The following is a 25,395-nucleotide window of genomic DNA, read 5'->3' as shown; positions in this document are numbered from 1 at the left end:
CATGAAGAAAATCCCCGCCACCGTGGTCACCGGCTTTCTCGGCGCCGGCAAGACGACCCTGATCCGCCACCTTCTCGACAACGCCAATGGCCGCCGCATCGCCCTCATCATCAACGAGTTCGGTGACCTCGGCGTCGATGGCGACATTCTCAAGGGCTGCGGCGACGATGCCTGTTCGGACGACGACGTGTTCGAGCTTTCCAACGGCTGCATCTGCTGCACCGTGGCCGAGGACTTCATCCCCACCATGGAGCGCCTGCTCGACCGCCCCGATGCGCCCGATCACATCGTGATCGAAACCTCCGGCCTCGCGCTGCCGCAACCGCTGGTGCGCGCCTTCCAGTGGCCGCAGATCTCCACCCGCGTCACCGTCGACGGGGTGGTCACCGTGGTCGACGGCAAGGCCGTGGCCGAGGGGCGCTTCGCCGCCAACCTCGACGCCGTCGAGGCGCAGCGCAAGGCCGATGAAAACCTCGACCACGAAACCCCGCTCTCGGAGCTGTTCGAAGACCAGATCGCAGCCGCCGACATGATCGTGGTGAACAAGACCGATCTGTTGGGCGAAGACGAGGCCGAGGCGCTGGTGGCGAAGCTCTCCGCCGAAGCGCGGCCCGGCGTGCACGTGGTGCGCACCAGCATGGGGCAGTTGCCGGGCGAGGTTCTGCTCGGGATCGGTGCCGAGGCGGAGGCCAATATGGAAGGCCGCGACGAGGGCCACCATCATCATCACCACCATGACGATGACGACCAGGACGATCACGATCACCACCATGACCACGGCCACGATGAATTCGAAACCTTCGTGGTGGAGCGCACCGAGGTAGCCGATCCGGCGGCGTTCTCATCGCAGGTGGCCGAAGTGATCCGGGCGCACGACATCCTCCGGCTCAAGGGCTTCGTCGCGGTTTCCGGCAAGCCGATGCGGCTTACGCTGCAGGCGGTCGGGCCGCGGGTCGATACCTATTACGATCAACCGTTCGGTGAGGCCCCGCGCACCACCCGGCTCGTGGTGATCGGCCAGGCCGGGCTTGACCGGGCGGCGATCGCGCAGGCGCTATCGGCATGACACTCACGGTGGAACCAGGCGATCCGCGCGACCCGGCAGCCTCGGCGCTGCTCCGGGCCAGCCACGCGCTGATGGAGAGCCTGTTTCCACCCGAGGACAATTTCTTCCTCGATATCGAGGCGCTCACCGCACCGCACATCGCCTTCTTCGTCGCCCGGCGGGGCGGCGAAACCCTCGGCACCGCCGCGCTCGCCGACAAGGGCGCCTATGGCGAGGTCAAATCCATGTTCGTGTCCGAGGCGGCGCGCGGGCTTGGCGTTGGCGCGGCACTTCTCGCGCGGATCGAGGCCGAAGCTCGAGCCCGCAACCTGCCCGCGCTCATGCTGGAAACCGGCAACCTGCTTGACGCGGCCCACCGGCTCTATGCCCGCGCCGGGTTCACCGAACGCGGGCCGTTCGGCGATTATCCGAACGCGGCATCTTCGCTGTTCATGGAAAAGCGGTTGGGCTGATGCGGGCTGCAAGGCATATCGCATTCCGCGCGCGTCAAGGCGCTGGACGGACCATGCGCGGCGCGCACCTAAGCCGGCTACTTGCCCTTGCGCGTTTCGGCTGCGGCTTTCATCCGGGCGAGAAGCTCGGCCTTGGTCTCGGTCTTGCCATAGGGGTTCTTGCCGGTGCCGCGCGCATTGTGCTCGACGTGGCGGGGGGCTTTCTTGGCCATTTTCGGCGCTCCTGCTGCCTTGTAATCCATCGCTCGCGTCTTTCCTCGATGCGCTGTGTTGCCAAGGCTCATGCCCGAACCCGGGGAGCCGCGCAAGCCATCCGGTATTTCCGGTGCGAAATCGCTTTCATCCGCCGAGACCATTTCGCCGGAGGCACAGCCTGATGCACCTGCTCGCCGCCACCCCCGGACAGATCGACGACGGCCGTGAACCCGTCGATCTCGGCCAGACCCCGGCCGACGTGGTGTTTCTCTCCGCCGCCGATACCGAGCTTGCCGCGCTCGCCGAGGCCCGCGCCGAGATGGCCGATCCACCGACGCTGCGGCTTGCCAACATCACCCATCTGGCGCACCCGATGTCGGTCGACCTGCATGTCGATGCCTGCGCGGTGAAATCCCGGCTCGTGGTGGCGCGGGTGCTCGGCGGCATGGGCTACTGGCGCTACGGCGTCGAGCAATACGCGGCCCACCTTCACACCGCCGGCGTGCCCCTTGCGCTCTTGCCCGGCGACGACAAGCCAGACCCGGAGCTGCGCCGCCTCTCCACCGTGGCCGACGAGGATTACGACGCGCTCTGGTCCTGTCTCGTCGAGGGCGGCCCGCACAACGCGGTAACTTTTCTCGCCCATGCAAAGGCCATGATCGAGGATGGCGACCGGCCCGCTCCCGCCCGGCCGCTGCTGCGCGCCGGTGTGTTCTGGCCCGGCGCCGGGGTGGCCGGCCTTGCCGCCGCCCGCGCCCACTGGACCGAGGGCGCGCCGGTGGTGCCGATCGTGTTCTACCGCGCGTTGGTGCAGGGCGGCGGGCTCGATCCGATCACCCGGCTGACCGATGCGCTCCTTGCCCGGGGGCTGAACCCGCTCCCCGTCTTCGTCGCCTCCCTGAAAGATCCGCTCTCCACTGCCACGCTGCAGGCGCTCTTTGCCGACGCCGCGCCGAGCGTCATCCTCAACGCCACCTCCTTTGCCGTGGGGTCGCCGCACGAAGGCGACGCAGGCCCGGAAAACCCGCTCACCATGCCCGAGGCCAACGAAGCCCCGGTGTTTCAGGTGGTGCTGTCCGGCGGATCGGAAACCGCCTGGGCGGAAGGGCTCACCGGGCTTTCGGCCCGCGACATCGCGATGAACGTGGCGTTGCCGGAGGTGGACGGCCGCGTGCTCACCCGCGCGATCAGCTTCAAGGGCGAAGCCTGGTTCGATGAGGCCACCCAGTGCCCGATCGCCACCTACCGGGCGCGCGCCGACCGGGTGGATTTCGTGGCCGACCTTGCCGCCAACTGGGCGCGGCTGCGCCACGCAGCGCCGGGGGAGCGCAAGGTCGCCCTGGTGCTGGCCAACTACCCCAACAAGGACGGCAGGCTCGCCAACGGCGTCGGCCTCGACACGCCCGCCGCCACGATCCACACCCTCGGCCTGCTCGAAGGAGCCGGCTACCGCGTGACCGGCGCACCCGCCGACAGCGACGCGCTGATGCAGGCGATCATGGCCGGGCCCACCAACTGGCTCACCGACCGGGTGCAGCGCACCGGCGGCGTCGAACTTTCCATGGCCGATTACCAGATATCCTGGGGCCAGCTTCCCGACGCCTTCCGAAAGGCGGTGACGGATCGCTGGGGGCCGCCGGAAGCCGATCCGTTCCACGAGCCCGGCGAAGTGGATTGCGGCCGATTCAAGCTCTCGGTGCTGACCTTCGGCAACGTCGTCGTCGGCCTTCAGCCCGCGCGCGGCTACAACATCGACCCGACCGACACCTACCATTCCCCCGACCTGCCCCCGCCGCACAATTACATCGCCTTCTACATCTGGCTGCGCCACGTCTTCGGCGCGCAGGCGATCGTGCATATGGGCAAGCACGGCAACCTCGAATGGCTGCCCGGCAAGGCGCTGGCGCTGTCGGAATCCTGCGCCCCCGAGGCGGTGCTCGGGCCGGTGCCGCATGTCTACCCCTTCATCGTCAACGATCCCGGTGAGGGCACGCAGGCCAAGCGCCGGGCGCAGGCGGTGATCGTCGACCACCTCACGCCGCCGCTGACGAGGGCGGAAACCTACGGGCCTTTGCGCGATCTCGAGGCGCTGGTGGACGAGTATTACGAGGCCGCCGGGGTCGATCCGCGCCGCATCGAGCACCTGCGCCGCGAGATACTGACGCTGACATCCACGACCGGACTCGACGCCGACGCGGGCATGAAGGGCGAGGACGAAGACGGCGATCTCGCCAAGCTCGACGCCTATCTCTGCGATCTCAAGGAGGCCCAGATCCGCGACGGGCTGCACGTGTTCGGCCAATCCCCCGAGGACCGGCTGGCGCGCGATCTGGTGCAGGCGCTGGTGCGGGTGCCGCGCGGTGACGGCAAGGGCGGCAACGCCTCGCTGATCCGCGCGCTCGCGGCGGATTTCGCGCTGGCCTTCGACCCGCTGGATTGCGACATGGCCGCGCCATGGGAAGGCCCCCGGCCCGAGGCGCTGACCGCCCCCGGTGCATGGCGCTCGCAGGGCGACACGGTTGAACGGCTGGAGCTGTTCGCGGCCCGGCTGATCGACGGCGAGTTGCCCGCACCGGGGGCCGCCTCGGCAGCCGTGATGGACGAGGTCTCGTCCCGTGTGCGGCCCGCCGTGGTCGCTTCCGGCCCTGCCGAGGGGGCGGGGCTGCTGACCGCGCTCGACGGACGGTTTCTCGTCCCCGGCCCCTCCGGTGCGCCCACCCGCGGGCGGCTCGACGTTCTGCCGACGGGGCGCAACTTCTACTCGGTCGATACCCGCGCCGTGCCCACGCCCACGGCTTGGACCTTGGGGTGGAAATCGGCCAATCTCCTGATCGAGAAGCACCTGCAAACCGAGGGCGATTGGCCGCGCGCCATGCTGCTCACCGCATGGGGCACCGCCAACATGCGCACCGGCGGCGACGATATCGCCCAGGCGCTCGCGCTGATGGGCGTGAAACCGACGTGGGACAGCGCCAACCGCCGCGTGACAGGCTTCGAGATCATCCCCGAAACCGCGCTGGGGCGGCCGCGCGTCGATGTCACCCTGCGGGTGTCGGGCTTTTTCCGCGATGCCTTCCCGGGCCTGATCGCGCTGGTCGATTCGGCCGCTCGCGCGGTGATGGCGCTGGACGAGCCGGAGGAAGCGAACCCAGCCGCCGCACGTGCCCGCGCCGAAGGCCGCCAGACGCGCGTCTACGGCTCCAAGCCCGGGGCCTACGGCGCAGGGCTGCAGGCGTTGATCGACGAGCGGATCTGGGGCGACACGGCCGATCTTGCCGAGGCCTACCTCGAATGGGGCGGCTACGCCTATGGCGCGGGCGTGGAAGGCGTGCGCGATCGCGCGGGCTTCGAGGCAAGGCTGGGCGAGGCCGAGGCCATCGTGCAGAACCAGGACAACCGCGAGCACGACCTGCTCGACTCCGATGACTATTACCAGTTCGAAGGCGGCGCGGCGGCGGCGGTGGCCACGCTGCAGGGACGCGATCGCCCGATCTACCACAACGACCATTCCCGCCCCGAACGCCCGGTGATTCGCACCCTCGACGAGGAGATCGGCCGGGTGGTGCGATCGCGCGTGGTGAACCCGAAATGGATCGAGGGGGTGAAACGCCACGGCTACAAGGGCGCCTTCGAGATCGCCGCGACGGTGGATTACCTGTTCGCCTTCGCCGCCACCACCGGCGCGGTGAAGCACCACCACTTCGACCTCGTCCACGCGGCCTTCCTCGAAGACGAGACCACCCGCGACTTCATCGCCGAGCACAATGCCCCGGCCTTGCGCGAAATCGCCCAGCGCCTCGTGGAGGCGATCGAACGCGGGCTCTGGGTGCCTCGGTCCAACTCGGCGCGGGCGTTGTTAGAGTCCCTGGCCTAGCCGCAATCGAGCCCGGCGGTCATCAGCGCCGCATCGCCCTTGAAAGAGCCGGAGGCGATGGCGCAGCCCGTGGTCTGACGCACGGCAACCTCGGCCTTGGCGAAAACCGCGCTCATCCGGGGCAGAACTTCGGGCGAGGTGCGGTAGATTTCCACCGCGTCGCCCTGCCGCCAGATGGTGAACCTGCTGCCGTCCACCTCCGCCTCGAACTTCTCGCCGCGCATGAATTGCGGGCTGGGCGAATCACAGCCCGCGAGCAGGCCGACGAACAGGAGAATCGGGAGGAGGCGGGTTGCGGCGATCATCAGGACAGTCTCCGAAAGCACGGTTAATAAAGGGTTAATTCCCTGCGGCCGCGTGCCGCACTTACGCAATCAGGCAGCTATGTTAGTTACATTCCAAATCCTGAATATCAAAATCAATGGAGCTGTCACATGCAACTCACCCGCGCAGCGGACAAATATTCTCCGCTCTACTTCCTCGCCTCGGTGGGCGCCGGCGGCCTCGCCGTCACCTTCTTCATGTACCTGATGTTCTGGGTGCCGCATCCCGGCCGCCCGGTGCCGATCTTTGAAGACATCACCGCCGCCTGGGCGACCGGCACGCTCGGCCTAAAGGCCGCCATTGCCGTCGCCGTCATCGGCATCGCCGTCATGGTGGTGATGAACCTCCAGAAACTGTTCTGGAACATCGGCGCCTACAACGCGTGGAAACAGACGGACGCCTACCAGAAGGTGCGCAACTCGAACGCGGAAACCACGCTCCTGGCCTACCCGCTCGCGCTGGCGATGTCGGTGAACGGCCTGTTCATCGCCGGTCTCGTTTTCGTGCCCGGCCTCTGGAACATCGTCGAATACCTGTTCCCGTTCGCGCTCGCCGCCTTCCTCGCCATCGGCCTTTTCGCCCTGTCGATCATCGGTGATTTCCTTGGCCGCGTGCTCACCAAGGGTGGCGTGTTCGACGTGACCGCGCACAACTCCTTCGCACAACTCCTGCCGTCCTTCGCCCTCTCGATGGTCGCCGTCGGCCTCGCCGCTCCCGCCGCGATGTCGACCAACCAGTTCGTGGTATCCGCCGGGGTCATGACGTCGACCTTCTTCGGCACGGCTGCGCTCGTCTACGGCCTGCTCGCGCTGTTCACCGCGTTCAACTCGATGCTGCACTACGGCACCGCGAAGGAAGCCGCGCCGACGCTGATGATCATCATCCCGATCATGACGATCCTCGGCATCATGATGCTGCGCCAGAGCCACGGCCTGCACGTCACCTTCGACGTCGAAACGAACGCCGGCGAGACCATGGTCTTCCTCTCGCGTGTGCTGTCGATCCAGTTCCTGTTCCTGCTGCTCGGCGTGACCGTGCTGCTGCGTCAGGGCTACTTCAAGGATTTCGTCTTCGGCTCGAAAACCTCGCCGGGCTCCTACGCGCTCGTCTGCCCCGGCGTCGCGCTCTCGGTGATGATCCAGTTCTTCGTGAACAAGGGCCTCGTCGACGCCGGCATCATCGACAAGTTCGGCGTGATCTACTGGGTCGAAACCGCGGTGGCGATCGGCTTCCAGCTTGCCATGGTCTGGCTCGTCCTGCGACTGAACAAGCAGCACTTCGCCCGGACGCAAGCGGCCGAGGCCGTGCCCGCGGAGTGATCCCCGCGCAAGATGACAACCGAACAGGGCGGCCCCGGGCCGCCCTGTTTGCGTTCGGCCGGGCTTGCGCTCGCACGCCGCGCCGCTACCATCCCCGGGCTGACCGGAGGCCCCGATGATCCACGCCGTTGCCCTGCTCCTCGCCTTCCAACTCGCGGGCGAGATCGCCGCGCGCCTCACCGGTCTGCCCCTGCCCGGCCCGGTGCTCGGCATGGCGGCGATGCTGGTTGCCTTTCTCGCCCTGCCCTGGCTCCATGCCCGAACCGAGGCCACCGCCCAGGGCTTGCTCGGGCATCTCTCGCTGCTCTTCGTGCCCGCGGGCGTTGGCGTAGTGGGTCACCTCGGCCGGCTCGGCACCGACGGCGCCCCGATCGCCGCCGCCATCCTCATTTCGACCATGCTTGCCATCGCCGTGGGGGCGGTGGTGTTCGTGGCCGTGGCCAGGCTTGTCGGGGGGCGGGCATGAGGGATTTTTCCGAGATCTGGTCCTATCTCGCCGAAGGCCCGCTGCTCTGGCTCGCCGCCACGCTGGTGGCCTACGCCGTCGGCGACGGGCTTTCGCGCGCCGCCGGGCGGGCGTCGATCGTCAACCCGGTGCTGATCGCCGTCGTGCTCCTCGCCGGGCTCCTGATGATCACCGGCACGAGCTACGAGACCTATTTCGAGGGCGCGCAATTCGTCCACTTCATGCTCGGGCCCGCCACCGTGGCGCTCGCGGTGCCGCTCTACGCCAACCGCGCCCGCATCCGCGCCGCATTCCTGCCGATGCTGGCCGCGCTCCTCGCCGGATCAGTCACCGCCATCGTCGCCGCCCTCGCGATTGCCGGCGCGATGGGGATCGACGGCAAAACCCTCGCCGCGCTGGCACCCAAATCGGCCACCGCGCCGGTGGCGCTCGGCGTGGCCGAAACCATCGGCGGCTCTCCCACGCTCACCGCCGTGCTGGTGATTCTCACCGGCATAACCGGCGCGGTGATTGCCGGGCCGGTGCTCGATCTGCTACGCATACGTGACCCCCGTGCGCGCGGCTTCGCCACCGGCACGGCCGCCCACGGCATCGGCACCGCCCGCGCCTTCATGGAAAGCGAAACCGCCGGCGCATTCTCGGGGATCGGCATGGGGCTCAACGCCCTGCTCACCGCGCTGATCGCCCCGATCATCATCCAGTTCTTCATCTAGAGGCCGACATGACAGACGAAACCCGCAACGACCCCGAACGCCACGCCCAGAAAATGGCCAAGAAGAAGGCCGCGCGCGACAAGATCATGGCCACCAAGACCGAGGAGAAGGGCCTGATCATCGTTCACACCGGCAAGGGCAAGGGCAAGTCCTCCGCCGCCTTCGGGATGATCTTCCGCGCCATCGCCCACGGCATGCCCTCGGCCGTGGTGCAGTTCATCAAGGGCGGCATGACGACCGGCGAACGCGAATTGATCGAAACCCGGTTTTCCGACCTGTGCCAGTTCCACACCATGGGAGAAGGCTTCACCTGGGAAACCCAGGACAAGACCCGGGATATCGAAATGGCCCAGGCCGCCTGGGAAAAGTCGAAAGAGCTGATCCGAAACCCCGAGATCCGCATGGTTCTGCTCGACGAGATCAACATCGCGCTGCGCTACGATTATCTCGACGTGGCCGAGGTGGTGCAGTTTCTGAAAACCGAGAAACCCGAGATGACCCACGTTATCCTCACCGGGCGCAACGCCAAGGACGAGCTGATCGAGGTCGCCGACCTGGTGACGGAAATGGAGCTTATCAAGCACCCGTTCCGCGCCGGGGTGAAGGCGCAGGCGGGGGTGGAGTTCTAGGGCCTCGAGCCGCTTCCACGGCCCGACCCGCCGGGGGCGTCATATCCGTTTCGCCAAAGGCACGCTCTTGGCGAGACACCCCCGTGGGATACTTGTGAAAAGTTCCTCGCCAAAGGCAAGAAAACCTGCCCGGCTCGCCGGTGTTAACCCTGCTGCAACCTTGGTGACGCAGCCTGGTTTGGCGGCACAGGCGGGGACGCCGATGAACGTGAAGCTGAAAGGCTCAGGCCGCCCCGCACCGGCACTCGGGCGGGGTTCCTTTTCACCCGCCCCGCACTTCGCTCAAGGTCTGCGTCGTGGTGAGCGCCTCCGGATCGAGGCGCAGCTCGATCACCGCGAGCCCGCCCGAGGATACCGCGCGCTCGAAGGCCGGGGCGAAATCCTCATCGCGCTCCACGATCTCGCCACGCCCGCCGTAGGCCCGGGCGAGGGCGGCGAAATCGGGGTTGGCGAGGTCGGTGCCCGAAACGCGGCCGGGATAGGCGCGCTCCTGGTGCATCCGGATCGTGCCGTAGCGGCCATTGTTGGCCACGATCACGATCACCTTCGCGCCATGCTGCACCGCCGTCGACATCTCGTTCAGCGTCATCTGGAAGCAGCCGTCGCCCTCCCAGGCCACGGCGAGGCCGCCGGTCTCGAGGCTGGCGGCGATGGCGGCGGGAAAGCCGTAGCCCATACTGCCAGAGGTGGCGCCGAGATAGGTCTTGGGCGTGGTGAACTGGTGGTAGCGATGCAGCCACATGTTGTAGTTGCCGGCGCCATTGGCGATCACCGTCCCCTCCGGCAAAAGCCCCGGCAGAGCCTTGACCACGTTCTCGAGCTTCACCGCGCCGGGCGTCTCGACCGGCTGCAGCCAGGCCTCGTAGCCTGCGCGCAAGCTGTCGCGCCAAGCGGCCCGGTCGGCGCGGCCTCCGCCGTTTTGCGCGGCAAGCGCCGCGAGCATCGCGGGGGCGGTGGCGGCGATGGCGAGATCGGGGCGGAATACCCGGCCCAGCTCGTCGGGGTCCGGGTGCACGTGCACGATGGTTTTGCCCGGGCGGGCAGGATCGACCGCGTAGCCGCCGGAGGCCACATCGCCGAACCGGGTGCCGAGCAGGAGCAGGAGGTCAGCCTCCTGCAAAGCCGCCTTGAGATCGGGCCGCATGCCGACGCTGAGATCGCCGACGTAATGCGGGTTCCGGTTGTCGAGGTAGTCCTGGCGTCGGAACGAGAGAGCGACGGGCAGGCCCTGCGCCTCGGCAAAGCGGGCCAGATCGGCGCTCGCCGCTGTCGTCCAGAGCGGCCCGCCGACCACCACGAGCGGCTTTTTCGCCGCCGCAAGCCGTTCCATCACCGCCTCGGCTGCGGCCGGCGCCATGCTCGAGGCCGGAGGCGCCACGGCCGCCAGATCCGCCACGTCCGCCTCCGCCGAGAGCACATCCTCGGGCAGCGCCAGAACCACCGGGCCGGGCCTACCCGACATCGCGGCGTGGAAGGCGCGGCTGATGTATTCAGGCAGGCGGGCGGTGTCATCCACCTGCGCCACCCACTTGGCCAGCCCGCCGAACATCTGGCGGTAATCGACCTCCTGGAACGCCGCACGATCGCGGTGGGCGCGGTCGATCTGGCCGACAAACACCACCATCGGCGTCGAATCGTGCATCGCGACGTGAATGCCGGAGGAGGCGTTCGTCGCCCCCGGCCCGCGGGTGACGAACAGCACCCCCGGCGTATTGGTGAGTTTGCCGTGGGCCTCCGCCATCATCGCCGCCCCGCCTTCGTGGCGGCAGACGATGTTCTCGATCCCGCTGTCGAACAGCCCGTCGAGCGCGGCGAGAAAGCTCTCGCCCGGCACCGAAAACACCCGTTTCACACCCTGGATCGCCAGCGCATCCGCGAGGATCTTGCCACCGTGACGCATCTTTTGCCCTTTCGCCTTGCACCCCGCGCCCTGCCCCATACATTCGGGCCAACGACTATGGAGGCATCATGTCCACGTTCACCCTGCTTGGCATTTCGGGCTCACTCCGGCAAGACGCCTGCAACCGCAAGCTCCTGCGCGAAGCCGTGCGGCTTTTCGGCGAGTCCGAGTATACCGAGGCCAACCTGCGGCTGCCGCTTTACGATGCCGATCTCGAGGAAGCCGAAGGCATCCCCGCCGAGGTTTCCGACCTCGCCGACCAGATCAAGGCGGCGGACGCGATCGTGATCTCGACCCCGGAATACAACAAGAACCTCTCCGGCGTGCTCAAGAACGCGCTCGACTGGGTCAGCCGGGTCAAGGGCATGCCGTGGAAAGACAAGCCCGTGGTGCTGATGGCCGCCGCCGACGGGCGCGCGGGCGGCGAGCGGGCGATGCACTCGCTCATCCTGTGCATGATGCCGTTCCGGGCGAAGCTGGTTTACGGCCCCGAGGTCTTCATCGCCAATTGCCGCGAGGCCTTCGACGAGACCGGCGAACTCAAGGATGAGGGCGCGCAGAAGTTTCTCGGGATGCTGATGAAAAAGCTGCGCGGCGAGCTGGAAGGCTGACCCCCACAAACAACAAACCCCCGGGGCAGAGCCGCGGGGGTCGTCGTGGCAACAGCCCCGGAAGGCTGCGCCGTGTTCGTGCGTCAACGCCTCAGAGAAGGCCTTCGCGCTGTGCTTTCTTGCGGGCCAGCTTGCGCGCCCGACGGACGGCTTCGGCCTTTTCGCGCGCTTTCTTGACGGAGGGTTTCTCGAAATGTTGCCGAAGCTTCATCTCGCGGAAGACGCCCTCACGCTGCAGCTTTTTCTTCAGGGCACGGAGCGCCTGATCGACGTTGTTGTCGCGAACGGTCACCTGCATGTGGTTTTCACCACCTTTCTAGGTTTGAGTTGCATGAAATTGCAGGAGCGCGCCGTATAGCAAAGGCTCGGCGCTTTGTCCAGTTCCCGGCGCAATGGCTTGCATCGTTGCTGGAATTGTCCACCAACGGGGTTTATGCAGGGGCGAAAGCCCAAGGGAGCATCGGATGACTGCGAAAGACGAACTGCTCGACGCGGCCCTGAACCACGCGCTGTTCGACGGCTGGAGCGCGGCGGCGATCGAGGCGGCGCGGGCCGATATCGGCATGGGCGCCGAAGAGGCGCAGGCGCTCCTGCCGCGCGGCGCCGTCGATCTCGCGCTCGCCTATCACCGGCGCGGCGACGCCCAGATGATCGAGGCGCTCGCAAACCAGGACCTCTCCACCATGCGGTTTCGCGACCGCATCGCGCTTGCGGTCCGGATTCGCCTCGAGGTGGTCGACAAGGAACTGGTGCGCCGGGGGTTCAGCCTGTTCGCCCTGCCCCAGCACGCCGGCGACGGGTCTCGCGCCCTGTGGGAAACCGCCGATCACATCTGGACCGCGCTCGGCGACACCTCGCGCGATATCAACTGGTATACCAAGCGCGCCTCGCTCTCGGCGGTCTACTCCGCCACCGCGCTCTACTGGCTGGGCGACGAAAGCCCCGGCAACGCGGAAACCTGGGCTTTCCTCGACCGGCGGATCGAAAACGTCATGCAGTTCGAGAAGGTCAAGGCGCAGGTCAAGAAGAACCCGCTGTTCGAAACCTTCATGAAAGGGCCGGGCCGGGTGTTCGATCATGTCCGCGCGCCCGGCACGCCGCGCGAGGGCTACCCTGGGCATTGGAAAACGGGAACCGACGAATGACCCTGCCCGACACGATGCGCGCCGTCGAAATCTCCGCGCCCGGCGGTCCGGAGGTGCTCACCCCCTGCACGCGCCCGGTGCCGAGCCCGCGCGCCGGTGAAATCCTCATCCGGCTTGCCCATGCCGGGGTCAACCGCCCCGACGCGCTGCAACGCGCGGGCAGCTACGCGCCGCCGCCCGGTGCCTCCGATCTGCCCGGGCTGGAAGGTGCGGGCGAAGTGGTGGCCCTCGGTGCCGGGGTGTCGCAATGGCGGATCGGCGACCGCGTCACCGCGCTCCTGCCCGGCGGCGGCTACGCCGAATACGTCACCACCCCGGCCGCCCATGCCCTGCCCGTTCCCGCAGGTCTCACGCTCGCCGAAGCCGCCTGCCTGCCCGAAACCTTCTTCACCGTCTGGTCGAACGTCTTCATGCGCGGGGGCTTGCAGGCGGGCGAGCGCTTCCTGGTGCATGGCGGCTCTTCGGGCATCGGCACCACGGCGATCCAGCTTGCCAGCATCTTCGGCGCGCGGGTGTTCACCACCGCCGGCTCCGACGAGAAATGCGCGGTCTGCCGCGATCTCGGCGCGGAGGTAGCGATCAACTACCGCAATGAGGATTTCGTCGAGGTTCTGCGCGCGGCCGGCGGCGCCGACCTGATCCTCGACATGGTCGGTGGCGACTACATCGCGCGCAACATCAGCGCGCTGGCCGACGACGGCCGCATGGTGCACATCGCCTTCCTCTCGGGCCCCAAGGCCGAGATCAACTTCGCGCAGGTGATGGTTCGCCGCCTCACCATCACCGGCTCCACCCTGCGCCCGCAATCCGACGCCGCCAAGGCCCGCATCGCCGCGGAACTGCGCGAAAAGGTGTGGCCGCTGATCGAGGCGGGCCGCGTGGGCCCGGTGATGGACAGCGCCTTCGCCCTCGAAGACGCCGCCCGCGCCCACGAACGGATCGAAAGCGCGGGCCACATCGGCAAGATCGTCCTGAACATCTGACCAGAGGAAACCATGGCAAAAACCGTCATCATCGAAGAGTTCGGCGGCCCCGAACAGCTGAAGATCGTCGACATGCCCGTGGGCGAACCCGGCCCCGGCGAAGTGCGCATCCGCCACGAGCGGGTGGGGCTCAACTTCATCGACGTCTACCAGCGCACCGGGCTCTATCCGCTCACGCTGCCGCATGCCCTCGGGATGGAGGCCGCAGGCGTGATCGAGGCGGTCGGTGAAGGCGTCACCCACCTTGCGCCCGGAACCCGCGCCGCCTACGCCGCCATGCCGCCGGGCGCCTATGCCGAGGCCCGGGTGATGCCGGCCGCCCACGTGGTGCCGCTTCCCGACGATATCAGCTTTTCCCAGGCCGCGGCGATGATGCTGCAAGGCATGACGGTGGAATACCTCTTCCACCGCACCACGCCCCTCAAGGCGGGCGATACCGTGCTGTTCCACGCCGCCGCCGGCGGGGTGGGGCTGATCGCCTGCCAATGGGCGAAATCGGAAGGGATTACCCTGATCGGCACCGCCGGCTCTGATGAGAAGTGCCACGAGGCCCGCGCCAACGGCGCCGCCCATTGCATCAACTATCGCACGGAGAACTTCGTCGAACGGGTGCGCGAGCTGACCGACGGCAAGGGCGTCGACGTGGTGATGGATGCGGTCGGCGCCGATACCTTCACCGGCTCGCTTGATTGCCTCAAGCCGCTGGGCATGATGATTTCCTTCGGCAACGCCTCCGGCCCGGTGCCGCCCTTCAGCCTCGCCGAACTGGCCTCGCGCGGCAGCCTGAAGATCACCCGGCCGACGCTGTTCACCCATATCGCCGAGCATGAAACCTGCATGTCCATGGCCAACCACCTGTTCGAAAAGGTTATCTCCGGCGCGGTGAAGATCCATGTCGACCAGCGATTCCCGCTCGACGCCGTCGCCGAGGCGCACCAATTGCTCGAAGCCCGCAAGACCACCGGCTCCACCGTCCTGATCCCCTGAGGCATACCCGATGACCATGACCGGCTGGATCCTTGCCGTGCTCGCGCTGTTCTTCCTGCAAACGCTGCTGCCCTCGATGGCGCGCGCGGCGAGCGGCGCCCCCGAACAACTGCGCTTCCTGCGCGGCCCGCGCGACGAGCGCCCCGCGCCCACGGTCATGGCCGGGCGCATGGAACGGGCCTTGCGCAACATGTTCGAGGCGCTGCCGATATTCATCGCGCTGGCGCTGCTCGCCGAGGTCAAGGGCATCACCGGGGGCTGGGCGCTCACCGGCGCCGCCGTGTTCTTCGCCGCCCGCCTCGCCTACGTGCCGGCCTACGGCTCCGGCATCGTGCTGCTGCGCTCGGCGGTCTGGGCGGTGGGGCACGCAGGCCTGGTGATGATGATCGTCGGTGTCGTTTGATCCCGCGCATGGCGCGAAAGGCAATCTGCGCCCATAGTCCTCCGCGAAAGGAGGTGCGCCATGGCTGAAAAGATCATCCGCGTACAAAACGAGTTCGGCCTGCTTTGGTTCGCAGGCTGGCTATTCACGCTGGGTTGGCTCGGGCTCGGGTTCTGGAAGAGCGTCCTCGCCCTGATCGTCTGGCCCTACTTCATCGGGGCGGCGCTCGCCGCGGCGGGTGCAGGCTGAAGCTTCAAGGCCTTCTTGGGTCCGAAAATACCTCCGCCGGAGGCAAAAGAGCTTCGCGCCGAGCGCAGCGAGGCGCGAGTCGCCCGCGTGAGCGGGCGAAACCTTTCGCTCACCGAATCGGCCGCAGGACCGCGTCGCGCATCGCACAATCGCGCACCACGTCAGCGCCGCAAACGCGCGGCTCGAGGTCGCGGGTGAGGCAGATGCGCGCCTCCTGGATGTGACCGGCCTTGCAGGTGATCGTCACCATGTCGGCCGACCAGTCCGGGTTGGCCTCGAGAAACGCCGCCTCGATCACCTCTGCTGGCAGTTTCACCGTCCGGTCGAGCTTGCGCAGCACCGCGGGGCGGTTGACCCGGGTCCAGGCATCGCGCGCCATCCGGTAATACGCCGCCGCCGAAAGCCCGGAACAGGCGCCATGCTTGCGCCATTGATACCACGCCGCGCCCCCGGCTCCGAACAGATCGGCCTGCGCCGCCGTCATCGCACGCGAGGGCGCGGGTTCGGCGGTGGGGCAGTAGGCCGGCCAGCCCGCCTCGTATTGCGGCCAGAGCCCGTGCAGCACCCAGCCGAACCCCTGCTCGCATTGCTCGGCGCCGCGCGCGTCGCCTTCCAGCGCGCACCAGTTGGGCGACCATGAGAGCGCCAGCACGTAGTAATCGAAGGCCCCTGCACGCTCGCCATCGGCGCGGGCGGTGGTGGCGCAAAGCATCAGGGCCACAAGAAACAGGCGCATTTTCTCTTTCCTAACCGGCACGCGCGCACTATATACCGCCCGAGTTTCCCGACAACGGTAACCCGACCCGGCCCGCCGGGAGCCCATCCCAGGGCGCGGGACAATCGTATGCGCAAGGAGTGCCGAGATGGACAAACCGATCATGGCCAAGGCCACCGCCGTCTGGCTGGTGGACAACACCACGCTGAGCTTCAAGCAGATCGCGGATTTCTGCGGCCTGCACGAGCTCGAGGTGCAAGGCATCGCCGACGGCGACGTGGCTTCCGGGGTGAAGGGCTTTGACCCGGTCGCCAACAACCAGCTCACCCAGGACGAGATCGAAAAGGCCGAGGCCGATCCGCTGCACAGCCTCAAGCTCAAGTTCAACCCCGCCGCCCTCGGCGAGGAAAAGCGCCGCGGCCCGCGCTACACGCCGCTCTCGAAGCGGCAGGACCGGCCCAACGCCATCCTCTGGCTGGTGAAGTTCCACCCCGAACTGACCGACGCCCAGATCGCCAAGCTCGTCGGCACGACCAAGCCCACGATCCAGTCGATCCGCGAACGCACGCATTGGAACATCCAGCAGATGGAGCCGATCGACCCGGTAGCGCTTGGCCTGTGCAAGCAGTCCGAGCTTGACGCCGCTGTGCAGAAGGCCGCCGCCAAGCGCGCCGCCGCCGGCGAGGTGATGTCGGACGACGAGCGCCGCAAGCTGGTCTCGACCGAGCAGAGCCTCGCGATGGAAGCCGAGCCGAAGATGCCCACCGCCATCGAAGGGCTCGAAACCTTCACGCTTTCGGGCGATGACAAGAAGGAACGCGAGGTTGACGCCGACAGCCTGTTCAACCTGCCCGACGATACGGATGAAGACGAAGACGACGACGACAAGCGCTGATCGCCGTCTCATCCGGTACGGACGCCCCCGGGGATCGCTCCCCGGGGTTTTTTCTTGCCGCCGCGCCGGATCCGGCGCACCGGGCGAAACGCCGCCATCAGCCTCCCGCCGTATCCCCGATCCGTGCTAAGGTGATTCCATGCCCACATGGGAGGCCGTCATGCCCCGTTTCGCCCTCGTCATCCTTGCTTCCCTCGTTGCCGGCCCGGCACTGGCCTTCGACCCCTGCGACGATCTGTGGTTCTCGCGCAACCAGCTCTACGATCGCGCCGGCTACTGCTTCTCCAGCCCGCTCGGAAAGGCGGTCTTCGACAACGCCGATTGCACCGGCACCGAGGTCTCGCTCGAGCCGGGCGGCGACGAACTCGTCACCTATGTTCAAGGCATGGAAGACCTGTTCGCCTGCGCCGTGGATACCAGCGCCACCAGCCTCGACATCGCCAACATCCCGCTGCGCCTGAGGCTCGAAACCGTGGTGGCGCTTTCGGAATTCGCCTCCGGCTGCCTCGGCTGGACCGGCGAGGCGATCCCGCTGCGCGCAGGCCCGCGCGAGGCGGCGGAGGTGATCTCCGTCGCCATGCCCGGCGATGATCTGGTCTGGGAATACGAAGGCATCGGCTGGCCCGAAGGCTGGACCTTCCTGACCATCTACCGCGACGAGACCCAGGTCGCGCTCGGCTTTACCCGCAGCACGATCGACTACGATCTCTGCACCGGCACCGCGGGCTAACGCAGCTCCACCTGCGCCCGCGCCGCGCGCCCCTCCGCGTCGATCACCGAGAGCGTCACGTGCCCCGGGCCGAGCGGCAGCGACGGTGTGCGCGCCCGCGTCGCCACCAGAACCGGTGTGCCGTTGGCCAGAAGCGTGAACGGTGGCCGCCCGCCCTCGATCCGCACTGCGAGCGACGCGCCCGCGGTTTCCACCAGCGCGCCATCCGGCGGGAAGGCCAGTTCCGGCGTGTCGGCGGCCGCGAACACCGCGTTCCGCGATCGGAATTCCCGCAGCGGCAACGGCAGGGCGGAGGTGGAGACGAGCAGCGTGCCCGGCGGCGGTGGCGGTAACGGATCGAGCGCCGGTTTCACCCGCGCGAAGGCCTCGAACAGCACCGGCGCGGCCATGTCGGCTCCGAAGGCGCCCGGCACCGGCGTGCCATCGGGCCGACCCATCCAGACGGTGACCACATGCCGCCCGTCGAAACCAACCGCCCAGGTGTCGCGGTGACCGTAGGAGGTGCCGGTCTTGTAGGCCAGCCGCTGGCGTGCGGCATTGGGCGGCGGCGGCATCCCGGCAAGGATGTGCCCCACCTGCCACGCCGCTTCGGGAGAGACGATCCGGCCCGCCGCCGCGCCAGCTTCGCCCGCCCTTTCCCGCAGCGCCACCGCCGCGCCCCCGCGCGCGAGCCCGGCGTAAAGCGCGGTGAGGTCTCGCGGGGTGATCCCGATCCCGCCCAGCGCCACCGCCAGCCCCGGCGCCGCCGCGCCCGGCAGCACCGGGGCCGCCCCCGCCCGCGCGAGTGCCGCCATCAGCCGGGCCGGCCCCAGCTCGGCGGTCAATGCCACCACCGGAATGTTGAGCGAAAGCTGCAGCGCCTCCGTCACCGTCACCGGCCCGCGATAGGCCCCGTCGAAATTCTCCGGAGCATAGCCGCCAAACCGCATCGGTCGGTCGTCGATCATCGTTTGCGGATGGGCAAGCCCCTCATCGAAAGCGAGGGCATAGACCAACGGCTTGAGCGTCGAGCCCGGCGAGCGCAGCGCCGTGGTCATGTCGACGAACCCCGCCCGCGCATCGGTGGCATAGCCGGCCGAGCCGACGCTTGCGCGCACCTCGCCGCTGGCGTGATCAGCCACGAGAATGGCTATCGAAAGCGCACCCTCGCCATCATCGCGCACCGCCTGGGCGGCGAGAGTTTCGAGCCGGGCCTGGAGGCCTGCATCCAGCGTGGTCATGTGCAGGCCCGCGCCGGGGTTTTCGCGGCGCAGCCGGTCGGCAAGATGCGCCGCCAGCAACGGCATGTCGCGCCTGACCCCGGGCAGCGCCTCGCCCAGCGCGGCGCGCGCCGCCTCCGCCCCGATCACGCCCGCGGCTTCGGCCCGGGCCAGAACCCGGGCGCGGGCCACGCGCGCCGCCTCCGGATGGCGGTCGGGCCGGCGCAACTCCGGCGATTGCGGCAGCGCCACCAAGAGCGCCGCTTCCGCCGGGGTAAGCCGGCCGGGCGGCTTGCCGAACCACGCGCGCGTTGCCGCGCCAATCCCCTCGATATTGCCGCCATAGGGCGCACGATCGAGGTAGAGCGCGAGGATCTCGTCCTTGCCAAGCCGCCGCTCCAGCGCCAGTGCGACGCGGATCTGCCGCAGCTTGCCCGCGCCGGTGCCGGTTGGCCCATCCTCCAGCAGCCGCGCGGTCTGCATCGTCAGCGTCGAGGCGCCCGATACGATCCGCCCCTGCCCGATCGCCTGCCACGCCGCGCGCAGCACCGCGAGAGGATCGACGCCCGCGTGACTGAAAAACCGCTTGTCCTCGTAGGCCACCAGCATCCGGAAAAACAGCGGATCGACCGCACCCGGATCAACCGCCAACCGCCAGCGCCCGTCGGCCACGGTATAGGCGCGCAGCAGATCGCCGTGCCGATCGAGAACTTCCACGGAAGTCTCCACCGCGAGCGGCGGCAGAACCGTCGCCGTCACCCAGGCGTCAAACCGGTCGCGCGCGAACCCCGCGGCGAACAGCACCAGGGCCAGAGCGAAGAAAACCCGCGCCATCATGCCGCCCCGCCAACCGGCGCGACGACCAAAGCCCGCCTTCCCCCTTCATCCTGAAAAAAATACCTGCGGCCCTCTCGGCGATTTCGACAAGCAAAATCGCCTGACGGGTTTGCGAAGGAGCCTCGGCTCCTTCGCTCAGGGTCCGGGGGGCAGCGCCCCCCGGCCGCCGGCCACGGAAAGCCCTTGTCCGGCACCGCGCCTACTCCGTCACCCGCACGGTTCCCGCCGCACCAACCGCCCGGTAGGCCGGTCGATACATGTCCTCGATCGACGCCGCGGGATGGTGGAACTGCCCCGTGGTGACCGCGCGCACCACGTAGGCCAGCCGGATCGGCTTGTCCGACGACCAGTCGACCGCCGCGAGGAAACGGTCCTGCCGGAACTCGGTGGTTTCCGTCTCCGAGGTCACCTGCAACCAGTCGAGCGCCTTGATGTCGCCCGCACGCAGCAGGTTGGGGTTGTCGATCTCGAAGCCCGCGGGCAACGGATCGGTGATCATCAGCCGGCCCTCGGAATAGGCCCATGGCGTCACCGTGAGCAGCGTGACCAGCCGCGTGCCCTGCGCCACCTCGCCCGGATCGGCAGGCTCGCCCTCCATGGTGAAATAGCGCCGCTCGATGGCATAACCGTTGCCCTCGGCCGGCGGGGCCACATCGGGCACACCGATGATCGTGGTGGTAAGCAGCGTCTCGCGCAGGCCCTCGTTAACGATGACCCGGTCGCGGGCGAGATCGGCCGACCCGAGAATGCGCACCAGCGGTCCGCTGAGCGCGGCACCGTCAAGCGTCAGCCCAGCGCCGGGGGCTTCCTCTAGCAGCGCATTCGCGGCGAGCAGCGACCACGCCGCTTCCTGCGTCGATAGCCGCCCGGCACCGGCCACGATCCGGCCCAGCAGCGCCTCGCGGTCGATCGCCTCGCTGCCGGCCTCTGTGCCGAGTGCGAGAACAGCCGCCGCGTCGCGCAGGTTGGTGCCGTAATCGGCGCGCCAGACCTGCCCCTCGTCGCTTGCGCTTTCGATCTGGCGCATGGCGCGGGCGAACATCCGGTCGGCCCGAACCGGATCGCCATAGGCCGCGAGCGCCGCGCCGATCTGCGCCGAGGCGAGCGGCGTGGCGAATTCGTCCGCCCTGGTATCGGCATAATAGCGCAGGTCACCCATGGAGGCCGCACCTTCGCGCGCGAGCACGTAGAGCGCATAGGCCAGGTCCTGCCCACCATCCTCGAAGTCGGGGTAGTAGTTCACCCGGTTGCGCAGGTTGTCCATCGCCGCGCGGAAGCCGGAATCGGGCACCTCGTACCCTTCCGTCCTTGCGCGGGCGAGGAAGTCGGAGGCATAGGCGTCGAGCCAGAGATCGCCCGAGCCGGGGCGCCAGACCCCGAAAGCGCCGGAAGACGATTGGTTCGCGAGCACCGCGGCAATCGCACCGCGCACCCGGCCCGGCAGATCTTCGCGATCGGCAAGCCCCATCGCCTCGGCGATCCCTCCCATATAGAGCAGCGGCAGCGCGCGCGAGGCCTGTTGCTCGGTGCAGCCGTAGGGATAGGCATCGAGCTTGTCGAGCAGCCCGGCGGCGTCGACACGGGCGAGCGGCCCGCCGGTGATCGTGGCGCGCGCGGTGCCGGCATCGAGCCCCGCGAGCATGTCGCGCGTCAGCGTGAAGCCTTGCCCCGGCGCAAGGCTGAGCCGGGTGGTGCGCGCCACTTCCGGATCGAGCCGTTCCACCGGCAGCGTAAGCGTCTTGGTCAGCCGGACCCCGTCGGGGGTTTCCAGCGCGAGGTCGATCTGGTGAACGCCGACCCCGGGTGCTGTGACTGGCACCGAAAGCCGCGCGGTCTCGCCCTCCCCAAGCGTCACATCGCGGGCAAAGCCACCGCCCGCGACGGCGACGGTATCGGAGGCGGCGCTGAGCCGCATCTCGCCCGCCGGGCCCTTGGCGTGGGTCAGTTCCAGCAGCATCCGGGCCTCGTCGCCCGGTGCGAGGAAGCGCGGCAGCGAGGCAGTAAGCACAACCGGATCGCGCACCAGCACCTCGGCCTGTGCGTTGCCAACCCCGGTTTTCGACCAGACCACGGCCATCAGCTTCACCGTGCCGTTGAACTCGGGCAGATCGATGCGCGCCACCGCCTTGCCGTCGATCACTTCGACGGGGCCGGAAAACTGCGCCATCAACTCCTCGGTCGGGGGCGGGGCCTGCATCCGCATCTGCGCCATCGCATCGCCGCCGGAGCGGATCGCGCCCATCGCGCCGCTCCGCCCGTCGATCAGGCGGCCATAAAGGTCACGCACCGCCATGCCGAGGCGGCGCTGGCCAAAGTAGTGATCGGACGGGTCGGGCGCCTCGAAGGAGGTGAGGTTGAGGATGCCCACGTCCACCGCCGCGATGGTCGCCCAGGCGGATTCGCCATCGGCCACCCCATCGACCTCCAGCACAACCTCGAGCGGGCCGCGCGGGGCGGCTTCGGCGGGCACGTCGAAAGCGGCGGCAAGCTGGTGCGCGCCGGGATCGACGCTGGCGTGGGTCAGACCCAGCGCCCGCGTTGGCTCGCGCCCCTCCGTCTCGTCAAGCGGGCGGATCATCGTGGCCATCACGTAGGCCCCCGCGCCCCAGTCCTCCGTCACCGGCAGGCGCACGGTATTCTCACCCGCCACCGCATCGACGGCGACCATGTCGATCAAGCGGTTCGACACGACGGTCACAAGCGCCTTGCCAGCCGCCCGCGGCACGAAGCGCAGCGTGGCGGTATCGCCCGGGGCATAGGCCGGCGCGTCGAGCGAGACTTCGAGCATGTCGGGCGTGGTGGTGGCGTCGGCGGGCGCATACCAACCGGCGAAAAACTCGACGCTCGACGCCACGTAACTGCCGCCCTTCTCGGACACGACCAGTTCGTAGCGGCCCCAGTCGGTCGGGGCGGAAACGCGCACGGGATCATCGCCGAGCATGGCCTCGCCCGAAGCCACGCGGGTGCGGGTGGTGGTCGGCTCCCAGTTCCAGTTGCCGTGCATCGAATACCACTGGTAGCGGGTTTCCACGCGGTTGAGCTCCCAGCTCACCTCCATGGCGCGAAGCCCGAGGTCGGGCGCGAGCGCGATCAGGTCGAAGCTCGCCTCCGCGCCTTCCGGCACGGTGCCGTCGAAGCCCGGACGAATGCCGATCAGCGGCTCGGCCGGCGCCACCGGCACGTTCAGGCTGCGCTCGACCGGGCGGCCAGAGCCTTCCTTCACGCGGATGTTGATCTCGGCCACGAGCGGGGTGCCGCGCGTCTCGGCATCGGGGAAGCCCACGGCGAACTCCGCCCGGCCCGAGGCATCGGTGCGGGCTTCGGGGATCATGCCCCATTGCGGGCCGTAAAGGTCTTCATGCGGGCCAAAGCGGTAGCCCGGCCATTCCGCGATTTCGCGCGTCGACCGCAGCCGAAGATCGCCCTCGATGGCGAGATCCGCCGCCGGTGCGCCGAACAGGTAGCGCGCCTCGAGTTTCAGGCGCGGCCGCTCGGTCAGGCGCGGGCGTTCGCTGGACAGCGCGAGGTCGAAGTCGATCCGCTCGGGCAGGAAATCCTCGACGAGCAGCGTCGTCGAGGAAAGCGCGGGCGCATCCGGGTCGGCGAAGAGATCGAGCCGCCATGTGCCGCGCGGCGCGTTGCCGGCAAGCGGCAGGGAGAAGACATGCCCCCCGGCGCCCGCCCCTTTGGAAAGATGCCGGGAGTATTCCACCCCGTCGGGACGCGAGAGCACGGCGATCAGTGGCAGGCCCTCGATCGCCTCGGCCCGGTCATCGCGCGCGAGCGCGGTGGCGTGCACCGTTTCCCCGGCGCGGTAGGCGCCCCGGTCGGTGGTGAGGAACACGTCGATCGGCGGCGCGGCGGCATGGCCCTCCACCCCCCGGTCGGACAGGTCGAAAGCCGGGCCGGTGAGCGACAGGAAGGCGATATCGTCGCCCTTGGTCAGCGTGAGCATCGCCGGTTCGGCGCCCGCCCGCCCCGAGGTCATCCCCTCCGGGAAGCGCGCGTAGCCCGCCGCATCGGTGACGGCCTCGCCCAGCACAGCGTTGGCGCGAGAGGCCAGTTGCACCGTGGCGCCCGCGATCGGCTCGGCGCTGCCCAGCGAACGGGCGAAAACGTGCAGCCCATCGGCGCCCATCATCGTGGTCAGCCCGATATCGGAGATCACGAACCATTGCGTCGCGGGCGGGCTGGAATCCTGCGTTTCACCCGGCACCACGGCATGCAGCACGTAGATGCCCGGCGGCTGGTCGGCCAGCGCCTCGCCAATCGGCAAACGGGTGGTGACATCGCGGTTCAGCTCGCTCGCCACCTGCGCCGTGCCCTCCCAGATCGGCTCGGCAAGGGTTTCGTTGAACCACGACACGTCCCACGTGCTGAGCGCGCGGCCGAACCAGTCTTCCGCGTAGGCGCGCACGAGGTTGCGGTCGGGCAGGCGCGAGAGCGTCAACTCGATCTCGGAGGCGTTGACGGCGACGATCGGCAGGCCCGCATCGGGGCTGGCGGGCAGCACGTAGGCCCGGCCCGGGAAGCGAACGGAGGGGGCGCGGTCGCGCACGTAGAGGTTCAGTTGCACCGGCTTGGCGAGTTCCTCGCCGGACGCCGCCGGCAGGCCCGCGCGCAGGGTCAGGGCGTAGCGGTTGCCGTGGCTCACCCCCTCCACGCAAAGCTGGCTCCCCCGCGCGCTGACGGCGAGGCCCGAGACATCGGATTGCACGAAGGGCGCGTAATCCACCCCGGTTTCCACCAGCGATTCGGAGAACTGCGCACAGATACGCGGGCTGGCGGCATCGCTCTCGACGCTGCTATCGGTCACGCGGAAACCGTAGAGCCCCACCGCACGGTCGATCGCCTCGGCGGTTTCGGCGCGCGGGCTTGCCGCCTGCGCCAACCGGAGCGCCGAGATCATCTGCCGCCCGCGCCCGAGGTTTTCCAGCGCCGTTGCCATCTCGGTCAGCGCGTTGGCCTCCTGTGCCGGCGAAGCGGCGCGCAGGTAACCCGAGATCGCGGCTTCAAGCGCGGTCTGGTAAAGCTTGGTGCGCTCCGACTGATTGGTTGTGGAAAAGGCGACGGAATTGGCAAGGCGGGCGTAATCGGCCCAGTCCTGCCCGGCATCGCTTATCACGGTGGCCGCGGCGGTGTAGCGCATCGCGGAGACGATATTGGCATCCGCCTCGGCCTCCTGCGCCCAGCCCAGAAGCTGCTCGGCCGACCAGCCGCCGGAGAGAAATTCGCGCGGCAGGGCGCGGGCGCGGGCCTGTGCTTGCGCGATATCGCTTTCATACAGGAAATCGAGCCGCTCGGCGCGCGCCTCGGCCCCGGCAACCACGGCGGGCGGCGCGGCGACGATCTCGCCCGAGAACGCACCGGAATAACTTTCGCTCGTCCCAAAGCGGTCTTTCAGGAAACAGGCCTGCGAGCGGGAATTGTAGGTGAACGCCCGGCAATCTTCGCGCGTCAGGCAGGCCGATTCGCAGGCCTCCAGGGTGGTGTCGAAGATCGACTGGATATCGCCGCCGGGAAAATCGGTGTCACGGTGCAGGATCACCCGCTTTTCCGGCACCGGCCCCTCGGCAAGGGCGATCTGGGTAAGACTGAAGAAAAATGCAAAGAAAATCAGAATGAGTCGCATCGGGTCCTCCCTCGCGCGTTGCGCCATGCTGGCACTTCGCGGCGCATCGCGCAACTTTCGCGGCGGAACTTCGGCGCCCGTTAAACCCCTGT

Annotated in this window: 22 protein-coding genes; 15 read left to right on the top strand and 7 right to left on the bottom strand. The window is 68.4% G+C overall.

The annotated features are described in order from the left end of the window. Nucleotide 1: 1 nt before the first annotated feature. Both cobW and IEW01_RS10405 read left to right on the top strand, forming a co-directional pair. The gene (cobW, locus tag IEW01_RS10410; protein WP_188527567.1) at nucleotides 2-1,066 is read left to right on the top strand and encodes a cobalamin biosynthesis protein CobW; all 1,065 of its coding nucleotides are present in this window, start codon (nucleotides 2-4) and stop codon (nucleotides 1,064-1,066) included. Beyond that, nucleotides 1,063-1,518 carry a GNAT family N-acetyltransferase gene (locus IEW01_RS10405; RefSeq protein ID WP_188527566.1) on the top strand — a complete coding sequence of 152 codons (456 nt, stop codon included), beginning with the start codon at nucleotides 1,063-1,065 and terminating at the stop codon, nucleotides 1,516-1,518. The genes cobW and IEW01_RS10405 overlap by 4 nt, the downstream gene beginning before the upstream one ends. Nucleotides 1,519-1,595: 77 nt before the next feature. Here IEW01_RS10405 and IEW01_RS17770 read toward each other — a convergent pair whose 3' ends face one another. Then, nucleotides 1,596-1,730: a hypothetical protein gene (locus IEW01_RS17770; protein ID WP_268236822.1), complete on the bottom strand. Its 135-nt coding sequence runs from the start codon at nucleotides 1,728-1,730 to the stop codon at nucleotides 1,596-1,598. A 164-nt stretch (nucleotides 1,731-1,894) separates the two neighbouring features. On the opposite strand from IEW01_RS17770, the gene cobN reads away from it, so the two are divergent. After that, nucleotides 1,895-5,587: a cobaltochelatase subunit CobN gene (gene cobN, locus IEW01_RS10400; protein ID WP_188527565.1), complete on the top strand. Its 3,693-nt coding sequence runs from the start codon at nucleotides 1,895-1,897 to the stop codon at nucleotides 5,585-5,587. On the opposite strand, the gene IEW01_RS10395 is transcribed toward cobN, so the two are convergent. Then, nucleotides 5,584-5,892 (bottom strand): hypothetical protein, encoded by a 309-nt coding sequence (locus IEW01_RS10395; RefSeq protein ID WP_188527564.1) that lies wholly within the window; start codon nucleotides 5,890-5,892, stop codon nucleotides 5,584-5,586. The two genes, cobN and IEW01_RS10395, sit on opposite strands and share 4 nt — an antisense overlap. 129 nt (nucleotides 5,893-6,021) lie before the next feature. On the opposite strand from IEW01_RS10395, the gene IEW01_RS10390 reads away from it, so the two are divergent. From IEW01_RS10390 to cobO, 4 genes are all read left to right on the top strand, one after another. Continuing rightward, complete coding sequence (locus IEW01_RS10390) at nucleotides 6,022-7,230, top strand: TsoY family (seleno)protein (protein ID WP_188527563.1); 1,209 nt, start codon at nucleotides 6,022-6,024, stop codon at nucleotides 7,228-7,230. Between the two features lie 115 nt (nucleotides 7,231-7,345). Further along, complete coding sequence (locus IEW01_RS10385; RefSeq protein ID WP_188527562.1) at nucleotides 7,346-7,696, top strand: CidA/LrgA family protein; 351 nt, start codon at nucleotides 7,346-7,348, stop codon at nucleotides 7,694-7,696. After that, nucleotides 7,693-8,409 carry an LrgB family protein gene (locus tag IEW01_RS10380; RefSeq protein ID WP_188527561.1) on the top strand — a complete coding sequence of 239 codons (717 nt, stop codon included), beginning with the start codon at nucleotides 7,693-7,695 and terminating at the stop codon, nucleotides 8,407-8,409. The genes IEW01_RS10385 and IEW01_RS10380 overlap by 4 nt, the downstream gene beginning before the upstream one ends. Before the next feature lie 8 nt (nucleotides 8,410-8,417). After that, nucleotides 8,418-9,038 (top strand): cob(I)yrinic acid a,c-diamide adenosyltransferase, encoded by a 621-nt coding sequence (gene cobO / locus IEW01_RS10375; RefSeq protein WP_188527560.1) that lies wholly within the window; start codon nucleotides 8,418-8,420, stop codon nucleotides 9,036-9,038. Nucleotides 9,039-9,300: 262 nt separating this feature from the next. Here cobO and IEW01_RS10370 read toward each other — a convergent pair whose 3' ends face one another. Beyond that, the gene (locus IEW01_RS10370; RefSeq protein ID WP_188527559.1) at nucleotides 9,301-10,938 is read right to left on the bottom strand and encodes a thiamine pyrophosphate-dependent enzyme; all 1,638 of its coding nucleotides are present in this window, start codon (nucleotides 10,936-10,938) and stop codon (nucleotides 9,301-9,303) included. Nucleotides 10,939-11,006: 68 nt separating this feature from the next. On the opposite strand from IEW01_RS10370, the gene IEW01_RS10365 reads away from it, so the two are divergent. Continuing rightward, nucleotides 11,007-11,549: an NADPH-dependent FMN reductase gene (locus IEW01_RS10365; protein WP_188527558.1), complete on the top strand. Its 543-nt coding sequence runs from the start codon at nucleotides 11,007-11,009 to the stop codon at nucleotides 11,547-11,549. A gap of 91 nt (nucleotides 11,550-11,640) precedes the next feature. Here the strand turns inward: IEW01_RS10365 and rpsU are convergent, their stop codons facing one another. Continuing rightward, nucleotides 11,641-11,847 (bottom strand): 30S ribosomal protein S21, encoded by a 207-nt coding sequence (gene rpsU / locus IEW01_RS10360; RefSeq protein WP_188527557.1) that lies wholly within the window; start codon nucleotides 11,845-11,847, stop codon nucleotides 11,641-11,643. A gap of 166 nt (nucleotides 11,848-12,013) precedes the next feature. Here rpsU and IEW01_RS10355 point away from each other — a divergent pair, with 166 nt between their 5' ends. The 5 genes from IEW01_RS10355 to IEW01_RS10335 are packed head-to-tail and all read left to right on the top strand — an operon-like array spanning nucleotide 12,014 to nucleotide 15,295. After that, entirely contained in the window at nucleotides 12,014-12,694 is a 681-nt protein-coding gene (locus IEW01_RS10355) for a COQ9 family protein (protein ID WP_188527556.1), read from the top strand. A gap of 2 nt (nucleotides 12,695-12,696) precedes the next feature. After that, nucleotides 12,697-13,677: an NAD(P)H-quinone oxidoreductase gene (locus IEW01_RS10350; protein ID WP_188527955.1), complete on the top strand. Its 981-nt coding sequence runs from the start codon at nucleotides 12,697-12,699 to the stop codon at nucleotides 13,675-13,677. A gap of 12 nt (nucleotides 13,678-13,689) precedes the next feature. Then, nucleotides 13,690-14,664 carry a quinone oxidoreductase family protein gene (locus IEW01_RS10345; RefSeq protein WP_188527555.1) on the top strand — a complete coding sequence of 325 codons (975 nt, stop codon included), beginning with the start codon at nucleotides 13,690-13,692 and terminating at the stop codon, nucleotides 14,662-14,664. 16 nt (nucleotides 14,665-14,680) lie between these two features. Continuing rightward, a complete protein-coding gene (locus tag IEW01_RS10340; RefSeq protein WP_188527554.1) occupies nucleotides 14,681-15,067 on the top strand; it encodes an MAPEG family protein in 387 nt (128 codons plus the stop codon). A gap of 60 nt (nucleotides 15,068-15,127) precedes the next feature. Beyond that, the gene (locus IEW01_RS10335; RefSeq protein WP_188527553.1) at nucleotides 15,128-15,295 is read left to right on the top strand and encodes a hypothetical protein; all 168 of its coding nucleotides are present in this window, start codon (nucleotides 15,128-15,130) and stop codon (nucleotides 15,293-15,295) included. A 109-nt stretch (nucleotides 15,296-15,404) separates the two neighbouring features. On the opposite strand, the gene IEW01_RS10330 is transcribed toward IEW01_RS10335, so the two are convergent. Next, on the bottom strand, nucleotides 15,405-16,031 hold the full coding sequence (locus tag IEW01_RS10330; protein WP_188527552.1) for a ribonuclease T2 family protein: 627 nt from the start codon (nucleotides 16,029-16,031) through the stop codon (nucleotides 15,405-15,407). 127 nt (nucleotides 16,032-16,158) lie between these two features. Between IEW01_RS10330 and IEW01_RS10325 the strand changes: the two genes are divergently transcribed. Next, entirely contained in the window at nucleotides 16,159-16,905 is a 747-nt protein-coding gene (locus IEW01_RS10325) for a DUF1013 domain-containing protein (RefSeq protein WP_188527551.1), read from the top strand. A gap of 160 nt (nucleotides 16,906-17,065) precedes the next feature. After that, nucleotides 17,066-17,635 carry a DUF4453 domain-containing protein gene (locus IEW01_RS10320; protein ID WP_188527550.1) on the top strand — a complete coding sequence of 190 codons (570 nt, stop codon included), beginning with the start codon at nucleotides 17,066-17,068 and terminating at the stop codon, nucleotides 17,633-17,635. Here the strand turns inward: IEW01_RS10320 and pbpC are convergent. Together pbpC and IEW01_RS10310 are read right to left on the bottom strand one after the other, a co-directional pair. Next, entirely contained in the window at nucleotides 17,632-19,671 is a 2,040-nt protein-coding gene (gene pbpC / locus IEW01_RS10315) for a penicillin-binding protein 1C (RefSeq protein WP_188527549.1), read from the bottom strand. The genes IEW01_RS10320 and pbpC overlap by 4 nt on opposite strands. Nucleotides 19,672-19,870: 199 nt before the next feature. Beyond that, the gene (locus IEW01_RS10310; protein ID WP_188527548.1) at nucleotides 19,871-25,303 is read right to left on the bottom strand and encodes an alpha-2-macroglobulin family protein; all 5,433 of its coding nucleotides are present in this window, start codon (nucleotides 25,301-25,303) and stop codon (nucleotides 19,871-19,873) included. Between the last annotated feature and the right edge of the window lie 92 nt (nucleotides 25,304-25,395).

It is taken from the genome of Sinisalibacter lacisalsi (assembly GCF_014640115.1).
Taxonomy (GTDB): Bacteria; Pseudomonadota; Alphaproteobacteria; order Rhodobacterales; family Rhodobacteraceae; genus Sinisalibacter; species Sinisalibacter lacisalsi.
Note: the sequence above shows the minus strand (reverse complement) of the source record. Positions and strands in the feature narration are given on the sequence as shown.